This window comes from Clostridium sp. LS (genome assembly GCF_002760435.1).
Classification (GTDB): Bacteria; Bacillota; Clostridia; order Clostridiales; family Clostridiaceae; genus Clostridium.
The window spans coordinates 40,892-64,955 of record NZ_AUUU01000065.1 but is presented as its reverse complement, the minus strand read 5'-3'; the positions used below and the strand labels follow the sequence as shown (position 1 = coordinate 64,955).

Here is a 24,064-nt window from a genome sequence, read left to right as displayed (position 1 = left end):
ACCCTTGATATATAAAGAAAAAATTAAGAAGAGTAGTGTAAATACTTTACACTAACACATTTTAGTAGGAGGAATAATTATGGAAAAGAGCAAAATGTTATTGGTTGCATTAGGACAAGGTGCTGGAAATATAGTAGATGGATTATTAAGCAAAAATAAGAGTTATAATGGATTATTTTTTAATAGTAGTTTATCTGATATTAAGCCTTTAAAAAATGCAAATATAGATAAAAATGTTTATGTATACCCTGGAACTGATGGTTCTGGAAGAGATAGAAATAAATCAAAGGAAATGATAAAGGATAATGCTAATGCAATAGGAACTCTGTTAAGAAAATATCCTCAAACTGAAGTAATGATTATTTTTACGAGTATGGCAGGTGGAACTGGATCTGGTGCAGTTAAAACCTTCATACAGATAGCCTCAGCCGCTATTCCTACTGCAAAAATAAATGTAGTAGCAATTCTTCCTAGTTTAACAGAAGACCAATTATCATTTAAGAATACTATAGAATGTTGGAATGATATAAATAGTGTAATTCATTTAATTAGTGATATAAAGTTTATAGATAATAATAAGAGAAATACTTATAAGGAAGTCAATAATGAGGTAGTTGAGAGTTTAGACTTATCATATAATTTAATGGGTATTCACATAGATGGAAATATTGATAAAAAAGATTCATTTAGAATAAATACTGCTGATGGATCTGGACTTGTGTTAAAGCTTTACGATGGATTAAAAGATGCTAAAACGGCCATAGATTTAGCTATAAAGAATAGTGTATTTGCTCAACCAGATATATATGATTGTGACTATTTAGGTATTAATTTAAAAACAAATGGTTATGATCCAAACGAAGTTGCTAAATGTTTTGAGGTGTATAAAAGTACATACATTACGTATAATAATAACTTTAATATAGTAGTCCTTGGTGGATGTGAAACGCCAACTGAGTCGATTAAATTAATAAAAGTAGCACTAGAAGATAAGTCCAAGAGAAAATTATCAAGAAATAAGGAACGAAGTGTTATTATAAATATTAATGAGAATTTAGATAATGAAAATAATTATCTAAATGAAGAATCACATGGATGCAATGAAGAAGAAATAGAATTTTCATTTGAATAATAAAGGTAAGGTTATGTAAAAAGCCTTACATAGTATAGCTGTCTTATATGGATTTGGTTTCCATAATGAGATAGCTATATTTAATTGTAATACATATATAGCATTAATTGAAATAAAAAGTATTGTATGGTATAATTTACATGTCATTCAATGAGGGGGATATAAATGATGGATAATAATTTTAATCCAAATAATAATGATAATAACAGAAATTATAACAATTATAATAATCAAATAGATCAATATGGAAATATTAATTCAATGGAACAAAATAAAAATAAGACCGCTTATAATCTTAGTGTTGCGTCACTTGTTTTAGGAATTATATCTTTAGTTTTTTCACTTTCATGTTGTTGCACATATGTATCGATAATTTTTTCAGTGGTAGGTCTTGTACTTGGGCTAATATCTAAAGATTCAAAAGGTAAATTAAATAACCTTGCACTTGCTGGAATCATTTGTTCATCAATTGCAATTGCAATATTTATTATCATGGTTATATTAGCTATGATAGGTGAATTTAATCCTAGTAAGTTTAAAAATCAATATGATTTTTAGTTTGAGTGTAATTTGATAATAATGTATTAATTATAGAAATTTATAATTAGAATATAAGTGGTAATACTAGGGAGACCTAGAGATTACCACTTCTTGCGTTTTAAACAAATTACCAATAAATTTTGATATCGCCAAGGTAATCAATTCCATAATAAACTGCAAGGATATTTCTAATAATGCAATTAATTATAAATAAGGCTAACCCACCATAAATCATCCAAAATCTAAAATGAAATACTACAACTTTAAATTTTGTAAGAAGTGTTACTGTTGATCCAATATAGTAATATAGAAATATTCCAACTAAGTACAATACGAAAGGATTGCATAGGAATGATTTCACTAAATCAAAATTTAATAATGCTTTTACGGCACGAGTCCCGCCGCAGCCAGGACAATATAAGTGTAAATAGTCATGTATGACACAAGGAAGTGAAGGAATATAAAAATTAAATTTTAAAACATGATATAAAAAAATAAACAAAAGTCCCATAAATAATGCAATAGTTGAAAGAAGATAAAGAAAAATTCCTCCTTCTATATTATTTATACTTTTTCTAAATTGTATAGCTGGATTAAACATACTCATACTCCTTATATAATTAAACATACTTTAGTTAAGTAAAATAAAAATTATAATATAGTATTACAGAATATATTATAATTAAATATTTTAACATAGTTTGGGGTATATGGGTATATATTGATTAAAAGCTAATGCATTATGATAATTCAACTTATTTAAGAAAACACTATTAATTGACATTTAAAAATCGATAATATATAATATTACAATAAAAGACTATGATTAGGAAAAGTACCTTAGATATTATTTTTAGAGAGTAGCTGTTTGGTGTAAAGCTATAATAAATCTTAGAGAAAATCACCTAGGAGTTGGAGACTGAAAGGCACTAATTGCCAAATAAGTTGTCACGTAACAGCCTGCGTTAAAGGATAGAGTATGTATGTACTTGAAATAAAGCATTTAATACTATATTTAAATGTTTTGCCTTAGGTGGTTTGCGAATTCAACTTCGTCCTGTAGGATGGAGTTTTTTTACGTTTAGAAAATATATAAATTAGGAAACAATTTTTAAGGAAAGTATAAAATTTACTCAGAATGAAAGGGGAATTTTTTAATGTACAATAAAGTAGATTCATCAAAAGGTACTGTCAATATGGAAAAAGATATAGCAAAGCTTTGGACGGAAAAAGATATAATTAAAAAGAGCTTTGATTCAAATCAGGATGGAGAATATTTTACATTCTATGATGGTCCTCCAACAGCAAATGGAAGACCTCATGTTGGTCATATTTTAACTAGAGTTATGAAAGATATTATCCCAAGATATAAGGTTATGAAGGGGCATAGAGTTCTAAGAAAAGCAGGATGGGATACTCATGGTCTTCCTGTAGAATTAGAAATAGAAAAGAAGCTTGGAATTTCTGGAAAAGAACAAATCGAAGATTTTGGTGTGGAAAAGTTTATCAAAGAATGTAAAGATAGTGTATTTTCATATGTTAGCTTATGGGAAGATATGTCACGTCAAATAGGATATTGGGTTGATATGGAAGACCCATATGTAACTTATCATGATGATTATATTGAATCAGAATGGTGGGCATTAAAGAAATTATGGGATAAAGGTTTACTATACAAAGGTCATAAGGTAATGCCTTATTGTCCAAGATGCGGAACTGCTCTTTCATCTCATGAAGTTGCTCAAGGATATAAGGATGTTAAAGATTTAACTGCAACAGCTAAGTTTAAAGTTAAAGGAGAAGAAAACAAATACATTCTTGCTTGGACAACAACTCCATGGACTCTACCATCTAACTTAGCATTATGTATAAATAAAGCTTACACATATGCTGATGTTAAAGTTGATGATGAAGTTTATGTATTAGCTAAGGACTTAATAGGAACAGTTCTTGGAGATAGAGAACACGAAGTAATTAAAGAGTATAAAGGTGAAGAATTATTAGGTACTGAATACGAACAATTAATGCCTTTTGCAAAGGTTGAAGGTAAAGCGTTTGTAGTAATTCATGGAGATTACGTAACACTTTCAGATGGTACTGGTATAGTACATATCGCACCAGCTTATGGTGAAGATGATAGTCTTGTTTCAAAGCAAAATGGTATTACATTTGTAAATCTAGTAGATGCAAGTGGTAATTTCGTTCCAGAAGTAACTCCATGGGCAGGAAAGTTTGTTAAGAAGTGTGATGAAAGTATATGCAATTACCTAGAAGAAAATAATAAATTATTTAATAAGCACAAACATCTTCACTCATATCCTCATTGCTGGAGATGCGATACACCACTTTTATATTATCCAAAGGACAGCTGGTTTGTTGCAATGACTCAAATGAGAGATAAATTACTTGAAAATAATGATAAAGTGAATTGGTATCCTGATAACATCAGAACAGGAAGATTCGGTAAATTCCTTGAAAATGTTATTGACTGGGGTATATCAAGAGATAGATACTGGGGAACACCACTTCCAATATGGCAATGTGAATGTGGTCATAGAGATTGTATTGGAAGCAGAGCTGAATTAGAAGAAAAGTCAACTACAGACTGCAAGGGAATAGAATTACACAAACCTTATGTAGATGGAATCAAGTTAAAATGTCCTGAATGCGGAAAGGAAATGAGTAGAACTAATGAAGTAATTGACTGTTGGTTTGATTCGGGGTCAATGCCTTTCGCACAATGGCACTATCCATTTGAAAACAAAGAAAAATTTGAAAAGAATTTCCCAGCTCAATTTATATCAGAAGCTGTTGACCAAACAAGAGGATGGTTCTATACATTAATGGCGTTATCAACATGTTTATTTGATACAAATCCATTTGAAAACTGTATAGTATTAGGCCACGTATTAGATAAAAAGGGACTTAAGATGTCTAAGTCTAAAGGAAATGTTGTTGATCCATTTGAAGTCTTAAACAGTCAAGGTGCAGATGCTACAAGATGGCACTTCTATACTGCAAGTGCTCCATGGCTTCCAACAAGATTCTCAGTGGATGATGTTGCAGAAACCCAAAGAAAGTTCTTAGGTACTTTATGGAATGTATATTCATTCTACGTGTTATATGCTGAAATAGATAATTTTGATCCAACTAAGTATGAAGATTTTGTTTCAGACAATGTAATGGATAAATGGATTATATCTAAGTTAAATACATTAATAGAAACAGTTGATGATGGATTAAACACTTATAAGATCACTCAAGCAGCTTTAGCTATTGAAGACTTTACAGATGAATTATCAAACTGGTATGTAAGAAGAAACAGAGCTAGATACTGGACACAAGAATTAACAGATGATAAGATTGGTGCTTATGTAACATTATATAGAGTGTTAGTTAACTTAGTTAAAGTAGCATCGCCGTTTGTACCATTTATGACAGAAGAAATTTATCAAAACTTAGTTTTAAATCTTGATAATAATGCTCCAGAAAGTATTCACTTATGTTCTTGGCCGGAAGTAAGCAAGGAAGCTATAAACAAGGAATTAGAAAGGGAAATGGATTTAGCTTATACATTAGTTAAGCTTGGAAGAAGTGCTAGAAATGCTGCTAATATTAAAAATAGACAGCCACTTTCAGAACTGCTTATTTCAACAAAATCACTTCCAGAATATTATGGAGATATAGTAAAAGAAGAATTAAATATAAAGATGGTTGAATTAGGAGCTGACCTTTCTAAGTATGTTAACTTCGAAATTAAGCCTAACTTACCTGTTATAGGTAAAATGTATGGTAAATTAATTCCTCAAATAAGAAAAGCAATTTCAGAAAAGAATCAAATGGAATTAGCTCAAAAGATTCAAAACGGTGGAAGCGAAACTATAGTTGTTAATGATACAGAAATAGTTCTTACAAACGAAAATCTTTTAGTTACAATGCAAGGATTAGAAGGCTATGCATTCGCTGGGGAAGGTGAACTAGGAGTTGTTTTGGATACAACAATTACACCTGAACTTCAAGAAGAAGGGCATGTAAGAGAAATCATCTCAAAAATTCAAAATATGAGAAAAGATAAAGGTTTCGAAGTTGCAGATAGAATAAATTTATATGTTGCAAATAATGATATGTTAATAGGTGTTATTAAGAAATTCGAAGAAACAATTAGGAAAGAGACACTAACTTCTGAGGTTATTTATAATGAAGAATCTAATTATTCAGAAACAGTTATAAATAGTGAATCATTAAATATGAATGTAGAAGTAATAACCACAGGGGTCACAATGTAAAATAATTAAAATCGACTAGGAATTAAAGGAGTTTATTCAAGTTCCTAGTCATTTGATTTTTTTAGCAAAGAGATAGAAATATGTATGTTTAGACTATTTAATAAAATTATGAATTTAAGTTTAAAAACTATGATTTTTGACAAAACTTACAATAATATAATAATTTATTGTAAGTTCTGTTGATTTATAATGTAATATATTAGTATAATGAGATTATCTAGAAAAAATTCAAAGGAGGAATGAAAAATGGCTACTTCTATTAAGGATGTTGCAAAGGAAGCTGGAGTATCAATTGCAACTGTTTCTAGAGTTTTAAATGATATCGATGTAGTAAACGAAGACACTAAGAAGAAAGTTTTAGATGCAATAAAGAAACTTGGATATAGACCGAACATAGTCGCAAGAAGTTTAAAAACTCAAAGAACAAAAACAATAGGGATATTACTTCCAGATATATCAAATCAATTTTACCCAGAAATAGTAAGAGGTGCTGAAGACGTTTCAAATATATACGATTACAATATAATATTGTGTAATTCAGACCTTGATATTGAAAAAGAAAAAGAATATTTGAGGGTACTTAAAGAAAAAATGGTTGATGGTGTAATTTATATGAGTAGTTCTTTAAATGAAGAAATACTAGAATTAATTAATGAATTAGATCTAAAAACTGTGCTAGTTGAAACTAAGGATAAAGATGGAGTATTACCAAGTGTAACTATTGACAATGTTAAAGCTAGCTATGATAGTACTAAACTATTAATTGAAAAAGGAATAAAAGAAATTGCCTTTATAGGAACTGAAAAAGAGAGCAGAAATGCTTGGGGAGACAGATATGTTGGATATGAAAATGCTATGAAGGAAGCCGGAATAGAGATAGACCCTGATTTGGTTTATTTAAGTTCAATGAAAGTAAAAAGCGGATATGAAGGAATACAAAAATTCTTAAAGCAAAAAAAGAAATTCAAGGGTGTAGTATGTGCATCGGACGATATTGCCATGGGAGCAATAAATGCTTTAAGAGATAATAAAGTAAAGGTCCCTAAAGATGTAAGTGTTGTTGGGTTTAATGATAATTTTGCAGCATCTATATTCTATCCTAAGATTACAACAATTTCTCAACCAACTTATGATATGGGATCAGTTGCAATGCGAATGCTTATTAAACTTCTAAGCAAAAAAGAATTAGATGAACCACATTATGTTTTAGAACATCAATTAGTTGAAAGAGAAAGTACAGTTTAAAAGTAATGATTCAAATTTTAGGCTGAGTCATAGAGTTTTTATGATATTTAATTTATGTTTCTTATAAAAGACTGCTTCAAGATAGTAGAAAATTATTTTGAAGCAGTTCTTTATTGTTTTTTATTTATATAGTTGCAAACACAACTATTTATTAAATAATTATAGGGGAGAAAAAATATGGAGTGTTACCAACATATAGGTAAATACATTGGTGAAATTCATAGAGCTAGTGGTATTTATTTTAGCAAGAAATTCAGTAAATTTGGAATAGGAGCAGGTCAATATTTATTTTTACTAAATCTTTATAAGAATGATGGCATTACTCAAGAGGAATTAACGGAGAAAGTGAAATTAGATAAGGCAACTACAGCAAGGGCAATAAAAAAATTAGAAGATGAAGGATATGTAAAACGAGTAAAAAAAGAAAATGACAGACGTGCCTATAAACTTCAAGTTACAGAAAAAGCAGAACAAATAAAAGAAGAAGTATATCTAATAATGGATGAATGGGAAAGCAAGATTAGAAGTAATTTTACTGATGAAGAATCCGAGGAACTAGCGAAGCTATTAGAGAAGTTATCAAAAAGTTCTCTGATTAACAAGGAGGGAAGTTCATGAATAATCAAAAACGACTGGGAGAAATGGGCGTAGGAAAATTGTTATTAGAATTCTCAATACCAGCTATTATAGGTATGCTTGTTAATACCTTATACAATATAATAGACAGAGTATTTATTGGACATATACAAGGAATAGGAAATCTTGCTATGGCAGGTGTTGGGGTAGCTATGCCGCTTATGATTATAATTTTGGCGTTTGGTCTATTAATTGGAATTGGAACAGCTACACAGATATCAATAAAACTTGGGGAACATGACAAAGAAAGTGCAGAAAAGCTTTTAGGAAATGCGTTCACCTTAATAATTATCATAAGTATTTTCTTAACATTATTTGGGTTGATATTTGCAAATCCGCTATTAAAAATGTTTGGAGCAAGCGAAAATATTCTAGGGTATGGTGAAGAATTTATCCAAGTAATTTTTGTTGGATGTATTTTTAATATGATTAGTTTTGGACTTAATCATTCAATTAGAAGTGATGGAAGTCCTAAAATAGCAATGGCATCAATGCTTATGAGTGCTATTATAAATATTATTTTAGATCCTATATTTATATTTGGATTAGGGCTGGGAGTAAGAGGTGGAGCTCTTGGAACTGTGGTTGCACAATTTATCAGCAGTATATGGATACTATATTATTTTACAAAAGGCTCAAGTACCCTCAAAATAAAAAAGAAAAACTTAAGGCTTGATAGAAAAATTGTATTAAGTATTATTGCAATAGGAGTAAGTCCATTTAGTATGCAAATTGCTCAAAGTGCAGTTCAAATAGTGGCTAACAACTTGTTGCAAGAGTATGGAGGCGATATAGCAGTAAGTGCAATGACTATTATAGGTAGTTTGGCTATGGTATTTCTAATGCCTATTTTTGGACTAAACCAAGGACTTCAACCAATAATAGGTTATAATTTTGGTGCAAAACAATATGATAGGGTTAAGAAAGCTGTAAAATATGGGGCCGTAGCGGCTACTGTAATAGTAACAATAGGATTTATAGTAATTCAGGGAGCAGCAGAAATTCTTGTTATAGCTTTCAATGATGATCCATCACTTATAGAAGTTACTTCACATGGTATGAGAATATTTCTAATTATGCTGCCATTTGTAGGGGGACAGATTATAGTTACTAACTATTTTCAATCAATCGGAAATGTTAAAATATCAATGCTTTTGAGTTTATTAAGGCAAGTAATAATATTAATACCATGTCTGATAATAATTCCTATATTTAAGGGGTTAGATGGTATATGGATTGCTGGAGCAGTATCTGATTTTTTATCTGTTATAATAACAGTATTAGTGTTTATAAAAAAATCAAAGGATTTAGTTGGAAATAAAAAAATACAAAAAGTTGCATTAGAAAATTAAATTTATTGAACTTTTATAAGAGAATATTCAAATATAATAACATACAAAAAGCACAGCGGATGATAGCTGTGCTTTTATACATTTTATGTAGATTAAAGGATTCCTTCACTCTTTAAAATATCTTCTAATTTTTGAACTCTAGATGATAGGTCAATAAACTTTTCTTTTAATTGATCCTTTGAAGATTCTTTATTATTTATAAACTTTTCAATGTCCTCGACAGTTTTTAAAGCTTCCTCTACATCTTGTTGAGCTATTTTTAAATTTAAATTGTCCATAAAAGTTCTCCTTTTAAATGTAATTATGTTTAGTAATTATATCCTATCACTACTAAAAAATAAGTGCAAGGAATATAAATGTAAAGAATAATTATGCTATGGAGGAAAATATGATAAATTATATTTGGTTTCTTTTAATATTTCTTGGAGTTTTAGTTGGATTATTTAGTGGCAATGGTGAAGTTATTTCCAAGTCAATAGTTAATTCCAGCGGAAATACTGTTACTTTTATAATAGAACTTACAGGAATAATGTGCTTTTGGTGCGGAGTTATGAAAGTGGCTGAAAATAGCGGTCTTACAGAGAAAATATCTAAATTGTTAAAGCCTATTTTAAAGCGTATTTTTAAAGAGGCTGCTAAAGATGAAAAGGTGTTAGGGGCTATAGTTATGAATCTTACTGCTAATATGATGGGCTTATCTAATGCAGCAACCCCTTTTGGTATTAAAGCTATGGAGGAAATGGATAGACTTAATAAGGATAAAGAAACAGCATCAAATGACATGGCGCTTTTTTTAGTATTAAATGCAACCTGTATCCAATTAATACCTTCTACAATAATTTCTATAAGAGCTGCCTGCAATTCCACAAATCCGGGTGTGATAATATTGCCAACATTAATATCAACTGCCACAGCAGCCGTAGTTGGTGTAGTATGTTGTAAGATCTTACAGAGATATTTTTGAGAAGTTTAAAATATTGTTATTATAAATATTTTTGTAGGAGGGATAATAAATACTATGTTTAATTATTTAAGTAAAAGCATAATCCCAATAATATTTTTACTTATTATAACCTATGGCATGTTTAAAGGTAGAAAGGTTTATGAATGGTTTATCGAAGGTGCTAAAGAAGGGTTAATGGTAACATTAAGAATATTTCCATACCTATTAGCTATGATAATTGCAGTTCAAATATTTAAGGAAGCAAATCTAATGAATTTACTAAATAATATAATAGCTCCTGTTGGAAATTTAATAGGATTACCAAAGGAGCTTATACCATTACTTATAGTAAAACCATTATCAGGAAGCGGAGCTATTGGTGTGTTTACAGATTTAATAAAAAGTGTTGGCCCGGATACTAGAACAGGTTTAATAGCGTCAGTTGTAATGGGAAGTACAGAAACTATTTTTTATACAATTACAGTTTACTTTGGCGCAGTTAAGGTAAAGAAAATAAGACATACGTTATGGGCAGCAGTTCTAGCAGATCTTACAGCCATAATTATGGCTATTTTTATGGTAAATTTATTTTTAGTTAAATAGACAAATAACTAATCGTACATTATTTTATAAGATACAGCTAAATGCCTTTATTTGTATAAATTTTTGCAGTATCATATTTAGAGAACTAAAATACTTGTAGTAGAAAAGAGGCTGAATTTATGAATAAAAGCACATATATAGAAAACAGAAAAAAATTTATAGAAACTATAGAGAATAATTCAATAGCAATTCTATTTTCAGGAAAACCATGCAAAAAAACTGGAGATGAATTATATCAGTTTACTCCTAATAGAAATTTTTATTATTTAACTGGGATTCAAGAACAAGAACATGTAGTTGTATTATCAAAATTTAAAGATGTTATAAATGAAAAATTATTTTTAAAGGATTTAGATTTAGATAAAGAGATGTGGAATGGAAAAACGTTAAGAGATAATGAGGGAAAAGAAATATCAGGAATAGAAGATGTTGTATACTTAAAGGATTTTAATTTTTATATAAATAGATTAATTAAAGGTGCCGAAGAAGTAAATTTATATTTAGATTTAGATAGAGAGGATATTGATGAAGCAGATTCTATTGCCAATATCTTTGCAAAGGAAATTAATAATAAGTACCCACAGGTAAGAATAAAGAATTTTTCCAATAAGATTGCACCACTTAGAATGGTTAAATCTGATGAAGAAATAGTAGAGATGAGAAAAGCAATAGATATAACAATTAATGGTGTAAAATCTTTAATGAAAAATGCAAAAGTTGGAATGAAGGAATATGAACTTGAAGCGTATTTTGATTTTGAATGTAAAACTAAAGGAGTTAAGGATTTAGCTTTTAGAACAATAGCAGCAGCAGGAAAAAATGCAACTATACTTCATTATGTAGAAAATAATAGTGAATTAAAGGATGGCGATTTAATATTATTTGATTTAGGTGCACAATGGAATTTGTATAATGCAGATATTACAAGAGTATTTCCTGTTAATGGTAAGTTCACACATAGGCAAAAAGAAGTTTATGAAGCTGTTCTTAGAGTAAATAAGGCGGTAATCAAGAAAATAAAACCTGGTGTTGATTCAAAAGAATTAAATATTTGGGCAAAAGATTTAATTGCTGAAGAGTGTATTAAATTGGGAATTATAAAAGAAAAAACTGAAGTTAGCAAGTATTATTGGCACAGCATAGGGCATAGCTTAGGATTAGATACTCATGATTTAGGAGTGCAAGGAAGGGAATTTATATTTACAGAAGGAATGGTGTTCACAGTAGAACCTGGAATATATATAAGTGAAGAGAGTATAGGAATAAGAATTGAAGATGATATTTTAGTTACTAAAGATGGATGTGAAGTTTTAACTAAAAATATGATTAAAGAGGTTCATGAAATTGAAGAATTCATGAATAATTAAATACTAAATTATATGAGGAATATTTGATTTTTTTAAATATTCTTGATTATATTAGGAAAATTAGGTACAATATATAATGTTAAATGAAGTAAGATGCAGTGAAAAGAAGAGTAGTAAAAGAATCATTCTATAAGAGAGCTAATGTATGCTGAGAATTAGCGTTTGTGAATTTTATGAAGATGGTCTTAGAGCATGTTTTCTGAGCCAATGTTATTTGGTTAGGGAAGTACGGTAGCAACCGTTATATTGCAGGGTGATGATGGTCACCTACTGAGTTGCTTATTGTGAAGTAAGCAGGAATTAGAGTGGTAACACGTATAATACGTCTCTATGTAGGTTTTAATATACCTATATAGAGACTTTTTTATATATTGAATTTTAAAAGGAAAATTAGAATTAATGATTTTGAATATAAGGAGGAACACAAATAATGTGTAAAGACTGTAAAAAAACATACTATATAACTACACCTATTTATTATCCATCAACAAAGCTTCATATAGGGAATACCTATACTACAGTAGCTGCTGATGCTCTTGCAAGATTTAAAAGATTGACAGGGTACGATGTAATGATGTTGACTGGAACAGATGAGCATGGTCAAAAGATTCAGAGAATAGCTGAAGAAAAGGGGATTACTCCTAAACAACATGTAGATGAAGTTGTTGCGGGCATTAAAGAACTTTGGAGTATGATGAATATAAGCTATGATAAATTCATTAGAACAACTGATGATTATCATATTAAAGCAGTTCAAGATATATTTAAGAAATTATATGACCAAGGAGATATATATAAGAGTTCTTATGAAGGTTGGTATTGTACACCTTGTGAATCATTTTGGACAGATACCCAGTTAGCAGAAGGAAATTGTCCAGATTGCGGGAGACCTGTTGAAAAATCAAAGGAAGAAGCATATTTCTTCAAGATGAGTAAATATGCTGATAGATTAATAAAATATATAGAAGATCATCCGGAGTTTATTCAACCAGAATCAAGAAAAAATGAAATGTTAAACAACTTTTTAAGACCAGGACTTCAAGATCTTTGCGTATCAAGAACAAGTTTTAACTGGGGAATACCAGTAACTTTTGATGAAAGTCACGTTGTTTATGTTTGGATTGATGCATTATCAAACTACATAACTGCTCTTGGATATGGTCAAGAAAATACAGAATTATACGATAAATACTGGCCAGCAGATGTACATTTAATAGGGAAGGATATTTTAAGATTCCACACAATTTATTGGCCAATTATGTTAATGGCCTTAAAATTACCGCTTCCAAAACAAGTATTTGGTCATGGATGGCTGCTTGTTGATGGTGGAAAGATGTCAAAATCTAAAGGTAATGTAGTTGATCCAGTTGTTCTTGTAAATGAATTTGGGGTAGACCCAGTAAGATATTACTTATTAAAAGAAATTCCATTTGGAGCAGATGGTTTATTTAATAATGAAATATTTATAAAGAAGATAAATTCTGATTTATGTAATGATTTAGGTAATCTTTTATCAAGAACAGTTGCCATGGTTGAAAAGTATTTTGGTGGGGATATGCCTGCACAAGCTGAAAAAGAAGCTATCGATGATGAACTAATAAGTTTAGCAATTGCTGCACCGGCTAAAATTGAAGCAGCAATAAATGAATTAAATATTCCGCAAGCATTAGAATATGTTTTTGAGTTAATAAGGAGAGCTAATAAATATATAGATGAAACAACTCCATGGATATTAGCTAAAGATGATAGTAAAAAGGCTAGACTTGGAACAGTTCTTTATAACTTAGCAGAAAGTCTTAGATTTGTATCAGTAATGATCTCAGCATTTTTACCAGATACAGCTAGAAAAATTAATGAACAAATTAATACATCAGAAGTTTCATGGGACTCATTAAAGTCGTTTGATGGAACAAAAGCAGGAACTAAGGTGATTAAAGCTGAAAATTTATTTCCAAGAATAGATGTTGATAAAAAATTGGAAGAACTTGAAGCTTTAAGAGCAGCATCACAGCCTGCAAAGAGAGAAATTACTCCGATAAAAGAAGAAATCACAATAGAGGATTTTGAGAAAATCGATTTAAGAGTGGTTAAAGTATTAGCTTGTGAACCAATAAAAGGTGCTAAGAAATTGTTGAAATTAAAAGTAGACTTAGGTGGAGAAGAAAGACAGGTCGTGTCAGGAATTGCAAATTATTATAAACCAGAAGAATTGGTAGGAAAAAATGTAGTATTAGTTGCTAATTTAAAACCAGCGAAACTTAGAGGAGAGTTGTCACAAGGAATGATTTTATGTGCAGCAACTGATGATGATAGCATATTAAAGGCAGTAGATCCAGGAGATCTTGAAACAGGCAGTATAGTTAGATAAAGATATTATTTGTAAAAAAATAGAACGCTTCACTTAGGGGGGTGAAGCGTTCTTTAACCATAAAATTAACGGTTAAAAGGGGTAAATAATAATGCTTTAACTACTTTACAAGTTAATTTTACGTCAGAAATATGTCATTTACGTGACAAAAAAATATAATTTTAGAAGCTGTTAAATAATTTCTAAAATTTATTTTTATTTATTATGTTAGATTAAATTATCAGGAAGCGAAAGGAATTTTAATTTATGGAAGAGAAATTTAAAATAATAGATAGCCATGCACATTATGATGACGAAGCATTCAATGAAGATAGGGAAGAAGTATTACAAGAAATTAATAAAAATGGAGTTATTGGAGTGCTAAATTGCGCAGCATCATATGATAGTTTAAAAACTACAGATAGATTGACTAAAGATTATGACTTTATATTTGGGGCATTAGGAATACATCCAGAAAACGCGAATGAAATGAAAGAAGATACCATAGATGAAATTAGAGCTTACATAAAAAATAACGATAAGATAGTAGCAATTGGAGAAATTGGATTGGATTATTATTGGGATGAGAATCCGTCAAAGGATATCCAAAAAGATGTGTTTAGAAGGCAAATGATTTTAGCAAAAGATTTAAATTATCCTGTAGTTATCCATGATAGAGATGCACATAATGATACCTTAGAAATAATGAAAGAGTTTCCAGAAGTTACAGGTGTAGTTCATTGTTTTTCAGGCAGCGTAGAATTTGCAAGAGAATGCATAAAACTTGGATATTATATAGGGTTTACTGGAGTAGTTACTTTTAAAAATGCAAAAAAGATTGTTGAAGTAGCTAAAGAAATACCATTAGAAAAAATTCTTGTTGAAACTGATTGCCCATACATGGCACCTGAACCAAACAGAGGAAAAAGAAATAAATCAGATTATATTGAATATATAATAACAAAAATTGCTGAGATCAAAGAAATTGATCCATATGAAGCAAATTTGCGATTTAATGAGAATTTTTATAGGTTGATTAAAAAGGAAAATCAAGGTAAAATGTATTAGTACACTCATTAATTAATTTTCATATTCTACTTATAACAAATTAAATATAAACTTCTATCATGAAATATCGATTGATTCTCCATTTTATAATGAAGTAGCATTGAAATCGCTATCATTTTTATATTATATATTTTATGCACAGAGTGCATTATTACTATACTTCATTATATTGCAAGAGGTTACAAATTTGACAGGTCTGGAATATTAATATATAATTCAAAAGACACTCTTGCCAAAGGAGGAAAGATAATGGTAGAAAAATTAAAACAATTTATTAGAAAAGGTTTTTCTAACAGTCCGAAGGCAAAATTTATAGCAGGAACAATTGCAATAGCAGTAGTAGTTGTTACAGTAGTGACGATAATGAGTATGAGAAAAACGCTCATAATTAGTATAGACGGAAAAGAGGAAACTTTTGTCACGTACAAGGGGACTGTTAAAGATGTGTTGCAAGAAAAAGGCATACAACTAGGTATGCATGATAAAGTGCAACCATCCTTAGAATCCAAAGTATCTGGGAAAGAAACTATTAAATTAAAGACAGCTGTTCCCGTAGAAATTAATGTAAACGGGGTAAAAGTACAAGTGCAGACAGCAGAGGATACGGTTGAGGATATGCTAGATGCAGAGAAAGATACATTAAAAGATCAAGGAATTGAATTTGACAAGGATGTGGATGAAGTAGCACCTTCGCTAGATACTAAAGTAGAAGGCAATTTAAATGTGCAACTTGTTAAAGTAGAATCAAAAGACATTGTAGAAAGAGAAAAAATTAACTTCGATACAATAGTTGAAAAAGATGAAAATCTTGATAGCAGCGTTCAAAAGGTTAAGAGTAAAGGGGTCAATGGAGAGAAGGAGATCACTTATCAAGTAATATATAAAGATGGAATAGAAATTTCTCGTAATATAAAGAGTACTAAAACTATTTTGGAGCCTCAAAATGAAATTGTAGTGAAGGGAACTGGGCAAGTTTATGCGAGTAGAGGTGGAGATAGCATAACCTATAAGAGTAAACTTAGCTGTATAGCAACTGCTTATAGTAATCATTCAATTACTGCTACAGGAAGAACACCTGTTAGAAATGAGGGTGGTTTAAGTACCATTGCAGTTGATCCATCAGTAATACCGTTGGGAAGTAAAGTTTATGTAGATGGATATGGATATGCCATTGCAGCTGATACTGGTGGTGCTATAAAGGGCAACAGAATTGACATATACCTTAATTCGTCAAGTGAATGTAATAATTGGGGTAGAAGAGCAGTCAATGTATTAATAGTTGCCTATCCAGGGGAATGGTAACTTGCTGAAGGAGATAACATTTGTTATCTCTATTTTTTTCTTTAAATTACTTAGATTTTATCATATTATTAGATAATGAGGTAAAATAGATGATAATTATCTTAATTAGTTTTAAATAGATATAGTTGTATACTAAAAGTAAATAGTAATAAATGAAAGGAAGTATAGTATTGATAAAAGAAGTAATCGTTGTTGAAGGAAGAGACGATGTTGATGCGGTAAAAAAAGCTTTAGATGCAGAAATAATAGCTGTTGGCGGATTTGGTATAAATGCTAAAGTAATTGAAAGAATACAAGAAGCGCAAAAAAGAAAAGGAGTAATTGTTTTAACAGATCCAGACTTTGCAGGTGAAAAGATAAGAAGAATAATATCTAAGAGAGTTAAGGGCATAAAGCACGCATATATTACAAAAGAAGATGGGCTTAAAAATGGAGATATAGGAGTAGAAAATGCATCTCCAGAAGTTATTTTAAAGGCACTTGAAATGGCTAAAATAACACAAATAGAAAAACAAGAATTTTATAATATGCAAGATATGTTTTATTTTAAACTTACAGGAGATAGTACATCAAAAGTAAGAAGAAGCATGCTTGGTAAAATATTAGGAATAGGTTATGGAAATGCAGCTCAGATGATTTCTAGATTAAATAATTATGGAATAACTAAAGAAGAATTTACTAATGCTATAGAAGAGATAGAAAAACAATTGGAAGTGGGTAATAAATAAATGGATTTAAAAGATATTAAAACTCAAGAGTTGGTTAAAAAGTATAATTTTAAGTTTTCAAAGAGTCTCGGCCAAAATTTTTTAGTTGATGATTCAGTGCTTAGAGATATAGTTAATGGAGCAGATGTAAATAATGAAGACTTTATTATAGAAATTGGTCCAGGTGTAGGAACTTTAACTGCTCAATTGTTAATGAAAGCTAAAAAAGTAACTTCTATTGAATTGGATAATGACCTAATTCCAATACTTAAAGAAGAACTAGGTGAAAATGAGAATTTTCAATTAATACATAAAGATGCTCTTAAAGTAGATTTTAATGAACTTATTGGAGACGAGAAAAGCGTTAAACTTGTAGCTAATTTGCCTTATTATGTAACTACTCCAATAATAGTTAAGCTTTTAAAAGAAGGGTATAATTTTAAGTCATTAACTATAATGATTCAAAAAGAAGTTGCAGAAAGGATTAACGCTGAACCCAATTGCAAAGAATATGGGTCACTATCTGTTTTAGTTCAGTATTACTGCAATACAAGTATAATAAGAAGAGTTCCACCAACTTGCTTTATGCCAAGGCCTAAAGTAGAGTCTATTGTAATAAGATTGGATAGATTAGCTGAGCCAAGAGTAAAAACTAAGAATGTAGATTTAATGTTTGAATTGGTGCGCAACGGTTTTAATATGAGAAGAAAGACGTTATGGAATTCAGCAAAAACTCTTAATGTTAATAAAGAAAAATTAGAAGAAGCATTTAAAAAATCAGGAATTGATCCTAAAAGAAGAGCTGAGACTCTATCTTTAGAAGAGTTTGCATTATTAGCAGATTGCATATTTGATATAAAAATTGCAGATTAAAGATAGTATGTATTATCTTTGAATTTTAATTAAATCATAATAATAAATCTTCGGCATATAATATATGGAATAAATATATGCGGAGGGAATATAGGGTTTGGCACATAATAAATTGTATAGAAATTTTATAATATTACAAGAAGATGAAAGAGGATATTCTAACTCTAGTGATAAAACTTTGTCTGGATATGCTAAAGTTGAAGCAAAAGGCGATAAATGCAAAGTGTCTTTTTATGCTCAAAATCTAAGACAAGAAGATAACTATTCTATGGTACTTATCTGTTGTAAAAGGGACTTGAAACAATTAATTGATTTAGGCCCTTTGGCAATAAATGAAGTTGGAAAAGGAGATACCAGCAAAGAGTATTATGTCAATAACATAGCTGGGCTAGGAATATCTTACGAAAAAATATCAGGGGCTGCTATATGCAGGATAAAAAATAACGAGCCAGAGTTCATAATGCATGGATTCATGAATGGAGAGGAATCGGCTGATAATTGGAGAAAATTCAAATTTATAAAAGCGGATTCTAAAAAGTACATCAACAAATTAGATTCAGAACCTAAAAAGAGAGAGGTTATTAGTTCTGATGCAACCAGCAAAGCGGCAATAGCACAAACAAATGAAGTGGAGTCTAATGCTGTAAAACCAACTCAACTACAAGATGAACCTGCTGAAAGGAAGAATGAAGAGGTAATAAATACCTTAGATGAAGATAGGCATAAAAATAAAGAAAACAAAAAATATGACAAATGTGATGAAGATTATGAAAAATATGAGAAACATGAGAAACATGACAAGTGTGATGAACATGAAAAGCATGATAAGTGTGATAAATGCGATAAGAAAGAAAAGTATGAAAAATATTATCAATGTGATGAATGTGATAAACTTGGAAAATATGACAGTTTAGAGAAGAACGAAGATATAGAAGCAGTCATTAATAAATTAGCTAAGAAGCTAGATCCTTGTGAAAACATAATAGATCTAAAAATAAATCAGATAAGTGAAGACATTGAAGTCTATGGTTTTATAAAGTATAAGAAAGATTATAATTTCACATGGAAGAAATTTAAGTTAGAAAAGAAACACAGAGATGAAAATGACAACTTTAATTATATACAAACTAATTCTAAGAGGATAGAAGAAAACTTTAAATTAGATAGGATGGATCTAATAGATTTTGATGGATATGAGAAGGACATTCAACAGGGGAATTTAAGTAATACTGGCAAAGGGAATGTAGGACAATCAGGAACAGGAACTACAGGCCAAGTGGGAATGGGAACTGCCGGGCAAACAAATACAGGAATGGAAAAGATAACTCCAATTAGTACCGGAACCATGGGCCAAACAGGAATGGAAAAAATAACTCCAATTAGCACAGGAACTACAAGTCAAACAGGAATAGGATCAACAAGTCCAATGACTACAGGGATTACAGGGCCTACTGGAGGAACAATGACACCATGCAATTGTAATCAGTTGGATTTAGGTGGGGGTCAACAACCAAGTATAAGTAACCAGCAACAACCAGCAACAAATCAAGGATTTAATATAAATGGAGAAATAACTCTATATTTTGAAAAACTTGCAGAAGGTTTTCAGCCTTATAGTGGCAGTTTAGCAGATATAAATCATTGTAAGTGGTATAAGATTAACGTAAATAGTATAGAGGATTTGTCTGATGATTCAAATTATAATCAATATACATTAGCTTATTATCCTATGTTAAATTATTATCCTTACATTAGCAAAACAGGCCATTATTTATTGGGATATAAGTGTAATAGAAACGGGGATATTCAGTATATTGTATATGCAATACCAGGAAGCAAAGATAAAAATGATCAACCATATGGCGGAAGAACAGGTTTTGTAACATGGACCAATGATAGCAGTAATGGCAGAGGATATTGGTTAATGTTCTACGACTTTAAAAATTCTTCGATTGTAATCCCAACCAAATAGGGAAATATTCATATGAATAAAAAGCAGTTAATCGTTACGTCAATATTGTTATCATTAATGTTGATTCTGGCTATAACTCAAGGTTTTTTCAAAGAGAATTTTGAACAAGTTGTTCTCATGAATCAGGGAATAAGTGAATTTAAAGAATATCACTTCAATGAAAATGAATATACTATATCTTTGCCAAGCGAATGGAGTGTAGATGAAAAGGAAAGTAAAGATCAATATGTGAGTTATAGACTAGATTTTAAAGACAAAAATAATAAGCTTACTGGTTTATTAGAGGTAATAAACACCAAGGAAGATTTGAATGTATTTGCAGAAAATGATTTGAATAGTCAATATTTAGAGTACTATAACTCAGAAGTAATGCCTTTTAAGAACTCTAGCAATTCTGGGGTTCTAGCTGAATATGAAACGTCTGTAAAAAATGGATATGAGTTTAAAAATGAATGTTATTATTTAAACTTAGAAAAAGGTAAAACAATAAAAGTATTATTCAATCTAAAAGCCAAGGATTATAAAGATAATATGAAGACTATCATTAATACTATTATTTCAAGTATTAAATCATCTTAAAAGTGAAGTATAATTATATTTAAGTACATTTATACTTTCATAGGGAGGATTGCTTAGTTAATAGTTTTCTATGAGTAAAACATAAATTTATTTGAAAGTTTTGTTTGAACCTTTCTTAAGTAAATAAATTAAGTTTGCCAAGGATAAGGATAAGTATTATAATTTAAGTGTCAAGGAGAGGCAGAGATGGCTTCTCCTTGATACTTATTTCACGTTTGGGGGACAATAATGAGGATAATATTATTTGAGATATTTGGGATACAAATAAAGAGTTATGGATTAATGATTGCAATTGGTATAATTGTTGCAGCAGCTTTATTTATAAACAAAGGAAAAAAGAAGGGGTTTAATGAGGACTTTTTACTAAATTTAATTATCTTTGCTGTACTAGGTGGAGTTCTTGGAGGAAAAGTATTATTTATAATAACTGAATTAAATGATATTATAAAGGATCCAAGCATATTATTTAATCTTGGGTATGGTTTTGTTATTTATGGTGCTATTGGTGGCGGAGCTTTAGCTATGTATTTGTATTGCAGGAAAAAGGGGTGGAATATACTAGAAATGTTTGATATGACAGTCCCAGGACTAGCAATAGCTCAAGGCTTTGGAAGAATAGGCTGTTTTTTAGCAGGGTGCTGTTATGGAGAAGAAACTAAACTGCCTATTGGAGTTGTATTTCCTAAGGGATCTCTTGCACCAGCGGGAGTACATTTACAACCTACTCAAATCTATTCTTCAGTTTTTGATTTTTTATTAGGTTTTTTACTGCTATATTATAGTAATAAAGAAAGACAGACTGGTAAAGTTGCAGGTTTGTATTTAATAATATATAGCGTCGGAAGATTTATGGTAGAATTCTTAAGAGATGATCCAAGGGGGAGTGTTGGAATTCTTTCTACATCACAATTTATTGCGATATTCACTTTAATACTAGGAGTAATAATTTTTAACAATCATAAGATTTTTAAAGGAGCGAAAAAAAACATTGAGAAATAAAAAGTTTATACTTATGGCTTTGGCTATGCTATTAAGTTCAAGCATTATGCTGTCAGGTTGTACTTTTATTGAGGATTTAGAAGTTAAGATGAATCTTAGAAACAAGCAGTTTGAATATATAAAACAAAATAAGGTAGATAAGATTGTAATACAAAATGTTAGAGATACAGGTTTTAGGTTTATTGTTACTGATAGTAAAGCAATTGATGATATTTATAAACTTTTGTCAGAAGGTAGTGAGGTTTCGAAAAAGAGTTCTCTTGATCCAGATTATACTTTCGAAATATATATTGGTGATGATGTCAAAAAGTATCAATATGTAGTTGGAGCGAATGAACGGGATACGGGAAACTTTTATAATGAAGATAAAGCTTTTTCAGTATCAAAAAATTTAGAAAATACAATAATGCAAAATCTATCGTTTATTAGAAAACCAAGGGATTTTGAATACATATATTATCAATCAATATTGAAAGTTATTGAAAGTAAAAAGGACAGCTTATCAAATGGAAATAAGGTTGGAATAGACATTAATGGGGATACAGATTGTTTAAAATATATTTTCTCTGTGGATTTAGAAGAATTCAAGAAAAATTTAAATAAAGTTTTACCTACTGCTAATATAGTAAATAATAATAATGGAGATTTTGATACAATAATTAAAGTTAAGAACAGAGGATATAGCAGTACGGTATTTAAGACTTTAATAACTGTTGATAATAAAAAAGATAAGTCTTTTGAAAGTTATTATATATCAGCAGAATATAACTACAAGGATTGGGATATTAAAGTAAGTGATCCAAATAAAATGCCACAAGACTGGTAAGGAATTTAAGGAGGACATATAATGAGTTGTGAAGATTGTAAGAGTAAGGATACATGTCAATCTAAAGGGTCAGGATGTAAAGAAGAAAGTTTAAAATTATCATCAAGGTATGGGAATATAAAAAATATTATTGGAGTCATAAGCGGAAAAGGCGGAGTTGGTAAATCGACTGTTACAGGAATAATGGCTGCTATGTTAGCAAAGAAAGGCTATAAGGTAGGAGTATTAGATGCAGATATTACAGGTCCATCTATGCCAAGATTTTTTGGTGTTAATAATAAAAGAGCAACTATAATTCCTTTGGAAAATGATATGGTAAGATTTGAACCTGTTGAGACAGAGAGTGGAATAAAAATAATTTCAATGAATCTTTTAACAGCAGTAGAAGATGAACCTGTTATTTGGAGAGGGCCTGTAATTACAGGTGTATTGAAACAAATGTTTGTAGAAACAAATTGGGGAGAACTTGATTACTTGCTTATAGATATGCCGCCTGGAACTGGTGATATAGCATTGACTGTAATGCAGGAATTCCCAATAAATGAAATAGTAATAGTATCTACGCCTCAAGATATGGTGTCAATGATCGTTAAGAAAGTTGTTATCATGGCGCAAAAGATTGGTGTGAAAATTAAAGGTGTAGTAGAAAATATGGCATATATAAGCTGCCCAGATTGCGAAAAGAAAATAAGAGTATTTAGCAGAAAATCTTCAGAGGAAAATGCTGACTATTTGGGGGTTCCACTAATAGGAGAATTACCAATTAATATTGAGCTTACAGAGGCATTAGAAGAGGGGAAAGCTGAAGAATATGTTAAGGAAAGTTCATTATACTCATTGATTTTTGAAGGTTTATATTAATGTAGATAACTATTCTGAATATAAATTTATTCTAGTATTTTAATTAATTCTAATATATATACATAATCTATATTTCTTGGGAAATAATAAGCTATGTAATTTATATTAGAGGAGATGAAATAATTATGAAACCAATTGTTGATAAAGATACTTGCATAGCATGTGGATTATGTCCATCTATTTGTCCAGAATGCTTTCAAATGGAGGATGACGGGAAAGCAGGAGCTGTAGTTGACGAAGTTCCAGAAGGTTGTGCTGATGAAGCAAAGGAAGCAGAAGAAAGCTGTCCTGTAAACGCCATTGTTATTGAAGAATAAACTATTTATTGTAGAATAAGAAAAATAAAGGTATATAAGAATAGGATTGATTTCTTGTAGAAAATCAATCCTATTTTCATATTAGGCACAATCACAAAAATAACATTAT

General features: G+C 30.1%; 22 protein-coding genes and 2 other annotated features. Of the genes, 20 read left to right on the top strand and 2 right to left on the bottom strand.

The genetic code is table 11. From position 1 onward, the window contains the following. Window positions 1-79 precede the first annotated feature (79 nt). On the top strand, window positions 80-1,132 hold the full coding sequence (locus COL3_RS15470) for a cell division GTPase (protein WP_008422865.1): 1,053 nt from the start codon (window positions 80-82) through the stop codon (window positions 1,130-1,132). A 165-nt stretch (window positions 1,133-1,297) separates the two neighbouring features. Continuing rightward, window positions 1,298-1,690 carry a DUF4190 domain-containing protein gene (locus tag COL3_RS15465; protein WP_008422863.1) on the top strand — a complete coding sequence of 131 codons (393 nt, stop codon included), beginning with the start codon at window positions 1,298-1,300 and terminating at the stop codon, window positions 1,688-1,690. Window positions 1,691-1,799: 109 nt separating this feature from the next. On the opposite strand, the gene COL3_RS15460 is transcribed toward COL3_RS15465, so the two are convergent. Then, complete coding sequence (locus tag COL3_RS15460) at window positions 1,800-2,273, bottom strand: DUF2752 domain-containing protein (protein ID WP_008422861.1); 474 nt, start codon at window positions 2,271-2,273, stop codon at window positions 1,800-1,802. 212 nt (window positions 2,274-2,485) lie between these two features. Then, window positions 2,486-2,735, top strand: a binding site (T-box leader). A 94-nt stretch (window positions 2,736-2,829) separates the two neighbouring features. Between COL3_RS15460 and ileS the strand changes: the two genes are divergently transcribed. The 4 genes from ileS to COL3_RS15440 all read left to right on the top strand — a co-directional run bounded on the left by ileS (window position 2,830) and on the right by COL3_RS15440 (window position 9,191). Next, a complete protein-coding gene (gene ileS / locus COL3_RS15455; RefSeq protein ID WP_008422859.1) occupies window positions 2,830-5,958 on the top strand; it encodes an isoleucine--tRNA ligase in 3,129 nt (1,042 codons plus the stop codon). 246 nt (window positions 5,959-6,204) lie between these two features. Continuing rightward, window positions 6,205-7,203: a LacI family DNA-binding transcriptional regulator gene (locus tag COL3_RS15450; RefSeq protein WP_008422857.1), complete on the top strand. Its 999-nt coding sequence runs from the start codon at window positions 6,205-6,207 to the stop codon at window positions 7,201-7,203. Window positions 7,204-7,380: 177 nt separating this feature from the next. Next, complete coding sequence (locus COL3_RS15445) at window positions 7,381-7,821, top strand: MarR family transcriptional regulator (protein ID WP_008422856.1); 441 nt, start codon at window positions 7,381-7,383, stop codon at window positions 7,819-7,821. Then, on the top strand, window positions 7,818-9,191 hold the full coding sequence (locus tag COL3_RS15440; protein WP_008422854.1) for an MATE family efflux transporter: 1,374 nt from the start codon (window positions 7,818-7,820) through the stop codon (window positions 9,189-9,191). The genes COL3_RS15445 and COL3_RS15440 overlap by 4 nt, the downstream gene beginning before the upstream one ends. A gap of 92 nt (window positions 9,192-9,283) precedes the next feature. On the opposite strand, the gene COL3_RS15435 is transcribed toward COL3_RS15440, so the two are convergent. Then, the gene (locus COL3_RS15435) at window positions 9,284-9,469 is read right to left on the bottom strand and encodes a hypothetical protein (RefSeq protein WP_008422853.1); all 186 of its coding nucleotides are present in this window, start codon (window positions 9,467-9,469) and stop codon (window positions 9,284-9,286) included. Between the two features lie 110 nt (window positions 9,470-9,579). Here COL3_RS15435 and COL3_RS15430 point away from each other — a divergent pair, with 110 nt between their 5' ends. From COL3_RS15430 to COL3_RS15365, 14 genes are all read left to right on the top strand, one after another. Next, window positions 9,580-10,155, top strand: coding sequence for a nucleoside recognition domain-containing protein (locus tag COL3_RS15430; protein WP_008422852.1), 576 nt, complete (start codon window positions 9,580-9,582; stop codon window positions 10,153-10,155). Window positions 10,156-10,209: 54 nt separating this feature from the next. After that, window positions 10,210-10,737 carry a nucleoside recognition domain-containing protein gene (locus COL3_RS15425; protein WP_008422851.1) on the top strand — a complete coding sequence of 176 codons (528 nt, stop codon included), beginning with the start codon at window positions 10,210-10,212 and terminating at the stop codon, window positions 10,735-10,737. A 119-nt stretch (window positions 10,738-10,856) separates the two neighbouring features. Beyond that, on the top strand, window positions 10,857-12,104 hold the full coding sequence (locus tag COL3_RS15420) for an aminopeptidase P family protein (RefSeq protein WP_008422850.1): 1,248 nt from the start codon (window positions 10,857-10,859) through the stop codon (window positions 12,102-12,104). An 89-nt stretch (window positions 12,105-12,193) separates the two neighbouring features. Next, window positions 12,194-12,437, top strand: a binding site (T-box leader). A 97-nt stretch (window positions 12,438-12,534) separates the two neighbouring features. Next, window positions 12,535-14,472 (top strand): methionine--tRNA ligase, encoded by a 1,938-nt coding sequence (gene metG / locus COL3_RS15415; RefSeq protein WP_008422849.1) that lies wholly within the window; start codon window positions 12,535-12,537, stop codon window positions 14,470-14,472. A gap of 246 nt (window positions 14,473-14,718) precedes the next feature. Beyond that, window positions 14,719-15,519: a TatD family hydrolase gene (locus tag COL3_RS15410; protein WP_008422848.1), complete on the top strand. Its 801-nt coding sequence runs from the start codon at window positions 14,719-14,721 to the stop codon at window positions 15,517-15,519. A 249-nt stretch (window positions 15,520-15,768) separates the two neighbouring features. Continuing rightward, entirely contained in the window at window positions 15,769-16,821 is a 1,053-nt protein-coding gene (locus COL3_RS15405; protein ID WP_008422847.1) for a 3D domain-containing protein, read from the top strand. Between the two features lie 170 nt (window positions 16,822-16,991). Further along, window positions 16,992-17,549 carry a ribonuclease M5 gene (gene rnmV / locus COL3_RS15400; protein WP_008422846.1) on the top strand — a complete coding sequence of 186 codons (558 nt, stop codon included), beginning with the start codon at window positions 16,992-16,994 and terminating at the stop codon, window positions 17,547-17,549. Beyond that, window positions 17,550-18,401 carry a 16S rRNA (adenine(1518)-N(6)/adenine(1519)-N(6))-dimethyltransferase RsmA gene (gene rsmA / locus COL3_RS15395; RefSeq protein ID WP_008422832.1) on the top strand — a complete coding sequence of 284 codons (852 nt, stop codon included), beginning with the start codon at window positions 17,550-17,552 and terminating at the stop codon, window positions 18,399-18,401. It abuts the gene before it with no gap. Between the two features lie 97 nt (window positions 18,402-18,498). Next, entirely contained in the window at window positions 18,499-20,373 is a 1,875-nt protein-coding gene (locus COL3_RS15390) for a hypothetical protein (protein ID WP_008422830.1), read from the top strand. 12 nt (window positions 20,374-20,385) lie between these two features. Continuing rightward, complete coding sequence (locus tag COL3_RS15385) at window positions 20,386-20,952, top strand: hypothetical protein (RefSeq protein WP_008422828.1); 567 nt, start codon at window positions 20,386-20,388, stop codon at window positions 20,950-20,952. Between the two features lie 228 nt (window positions 20,953-21,180). Next, on the top strand, window positions 21,181-21,951 hold the full coding sequence (locus COL3_RS15380) for a prolipoprotein diacylglyceryl transferase (RefSeq protein ID WP_008422826.1): 771 nt from the start codon (window positions 21,181-21,183) through the stop codon (window positions 21,949-21,951). Next, window positions 21,941-22,777 (top strand): hypothetical protein, encoded by an 837-nt coding sequence (locus COL3_RS15375; protein ID WP_008422824.1) that lies wholly within the window; start codon window positions 21,941-21,943, stop codon window positions 22,775-22,777. The genes COL3_RS15380 and COL3_RS15375 overlap by 11 nt, the downstream gene beginning before the upstream one ends. Window positions 22,778-22,798: 21 nt before the next feature. Then, window positions 22,799-23,638 (top strand): Mrp/NBP35 family ATP-binding protein, encoded by an 840-nt coding sequence (locus COL3_RS15370; RefSeq protein WP_008422823.1) that lies wholly within the window; start codon window positions 22,799-22,801, stop codon window positions 23,636-23,638. 125 nt (window positions 23,639-23,763) lie between these two features. Beyond that, the gene (locus COL3_RS15365) at window positions 23,764-23,955 is read left to right on the top strand and encodes a ferredoxin (protein WP_008422821.1); all 192 of its coding nucleotides are present in this window, start codon (window positions 23,764-23,766) and stop codon (window positions 23,953-23,955) included. The last annotated feature ends 109 nt before the right edge of the window (window positions 23,956-24,064 follow it).

Excerpts from the sequence above, each read along its gene's own strand:
- COL3_RS15470 (WP_008422865.1), top strand. The coding sequence starts at position 80 with ATGGAAAAGAGCAAAATGTTATTGGTTGCATTAGGACAAGGTGCTGGA.
- COL3_RS15465 (WP_008422863.1), top strand. The coding sequence starts at position 1,298 with ATGATGGATAATAATTTTAATCCAAATAATAATGATAATAACAGAAAT.
- COL3_RS15460 (WP_008422861.1), bottom strand. The coding sequence starts at position 2,273 with ATGTTTAATCCAGCTATACAATTTAGAAAAAGTATAAATAATATAGAA.
- ileS (WP_008422859.1), top strand. The coding sequence starts at position 2,830 with ATGTACAATAAAGTAGATTCATCAAAAGGTACTGTCAATATGGAAAAA.
- COL3_RS15450 (WP_008422857.1), top strand. The coding sequence starts at position 6,205 with ATGGCTACTTCTATTAAGGATGTTGCAAAGGAAGCTGGAGTATCAATT.
- COL3_RS15445 (WP_008422856.1), top strand. The coding sequence starts at position 7,381 with ATGGAGTGTTACCAACATATAGGTAAATACATTGGTGAAATTCATAGA.
- COL3_RS15440 (WP_008422854.1), top strand. The coding sequence starts at position 7,818 with ATGAATAATCAAAAACGACTGGGAGAAATGGGCGTAGGAAAATTGTTA.
- COL3_RS15435 (WP_008422853.1), bottom strand. The coding sequence starts at position 9,469 with ATGGACAATTTAAATTTAAAAATAGCTCAACAAGATGTAGAGGAAGCT.
- COL3_RS15430 (WP_008422852.1), top strand. The coding sequence starts at position 9,580 with ATGATAAATTATATTTGGTTTCTTTTAATATTTCTTGGAGTTTTAGTT.
- COL3_RS15425 (WP_008422851.1), top strand. The coding sequence starts at position 10,210 with ATGTTTAATTATTTAAGTAAAAGCATAATCCCAATAATATTTTTACTT.
- COL3_RS15420 (WP_008422850.1), top strand. The coding sequence starts at position 10,857 with ATGAATAAAAGCACATATATAGAAAACAGAAAAAAATTTATAGAAACT.
- metG (WP_008422849.1), top strand. The coding sequence starts at position 12,535 with ATGTGTAAAGACTGTAAAAAAACATACTATATAACTACACCTATTTAT.
- COL3_RS15410 (WP_008422848.1), top strand. The coding sequence starts at position 14,719 with ATGGAAGAGAAATTTAAAATAATAGATAGCCATGCACATTATGATGAC.
- COL3_RS15405 (WP_008422847.1), top strand. The coding sequence starts at position 15,769 with ATGGTAGAAAAATTAAAACAATTTATTAGAAAAGGTTTTTCTAACAGT.
- rsmA (WP_008422832.1), top strand. The coding sequence starts at position 17,550 with ATGGATTTAAAAGATATTAAAACTCAAGAGTTGGTTAAAAAGTATAAT.
- COL3_RS15385 (WP_008422828.1), top strand. The coding sequence starts at position 20,386 with ATGAATAAAAAGCAGTTAATCGTTACGTCAATATTGTTATCATTAATG.
- COL3_RS15380 (WP_008422826.1), top strand. The coding sequence starts at position 21,181 with ATGAGGATAATATTATTTGAGATATTTGGGATACAAATAAAGAGTTAT.
- COL3_RS15370 (WP_008422823.1), top strand. The coding sequence starts at position 22,799 with ATGAGTTGTGAAGATTGTAAGAGTAAGGATACATGTCAATCTAAAGGG.
- COL3_RS15365 (WP_008422821.1), top strand. The coding sequence starts at position 23,764 with ATGAAACCAATTGTTGATAAAGATACTTGCATAGCATGTGGATTATGT.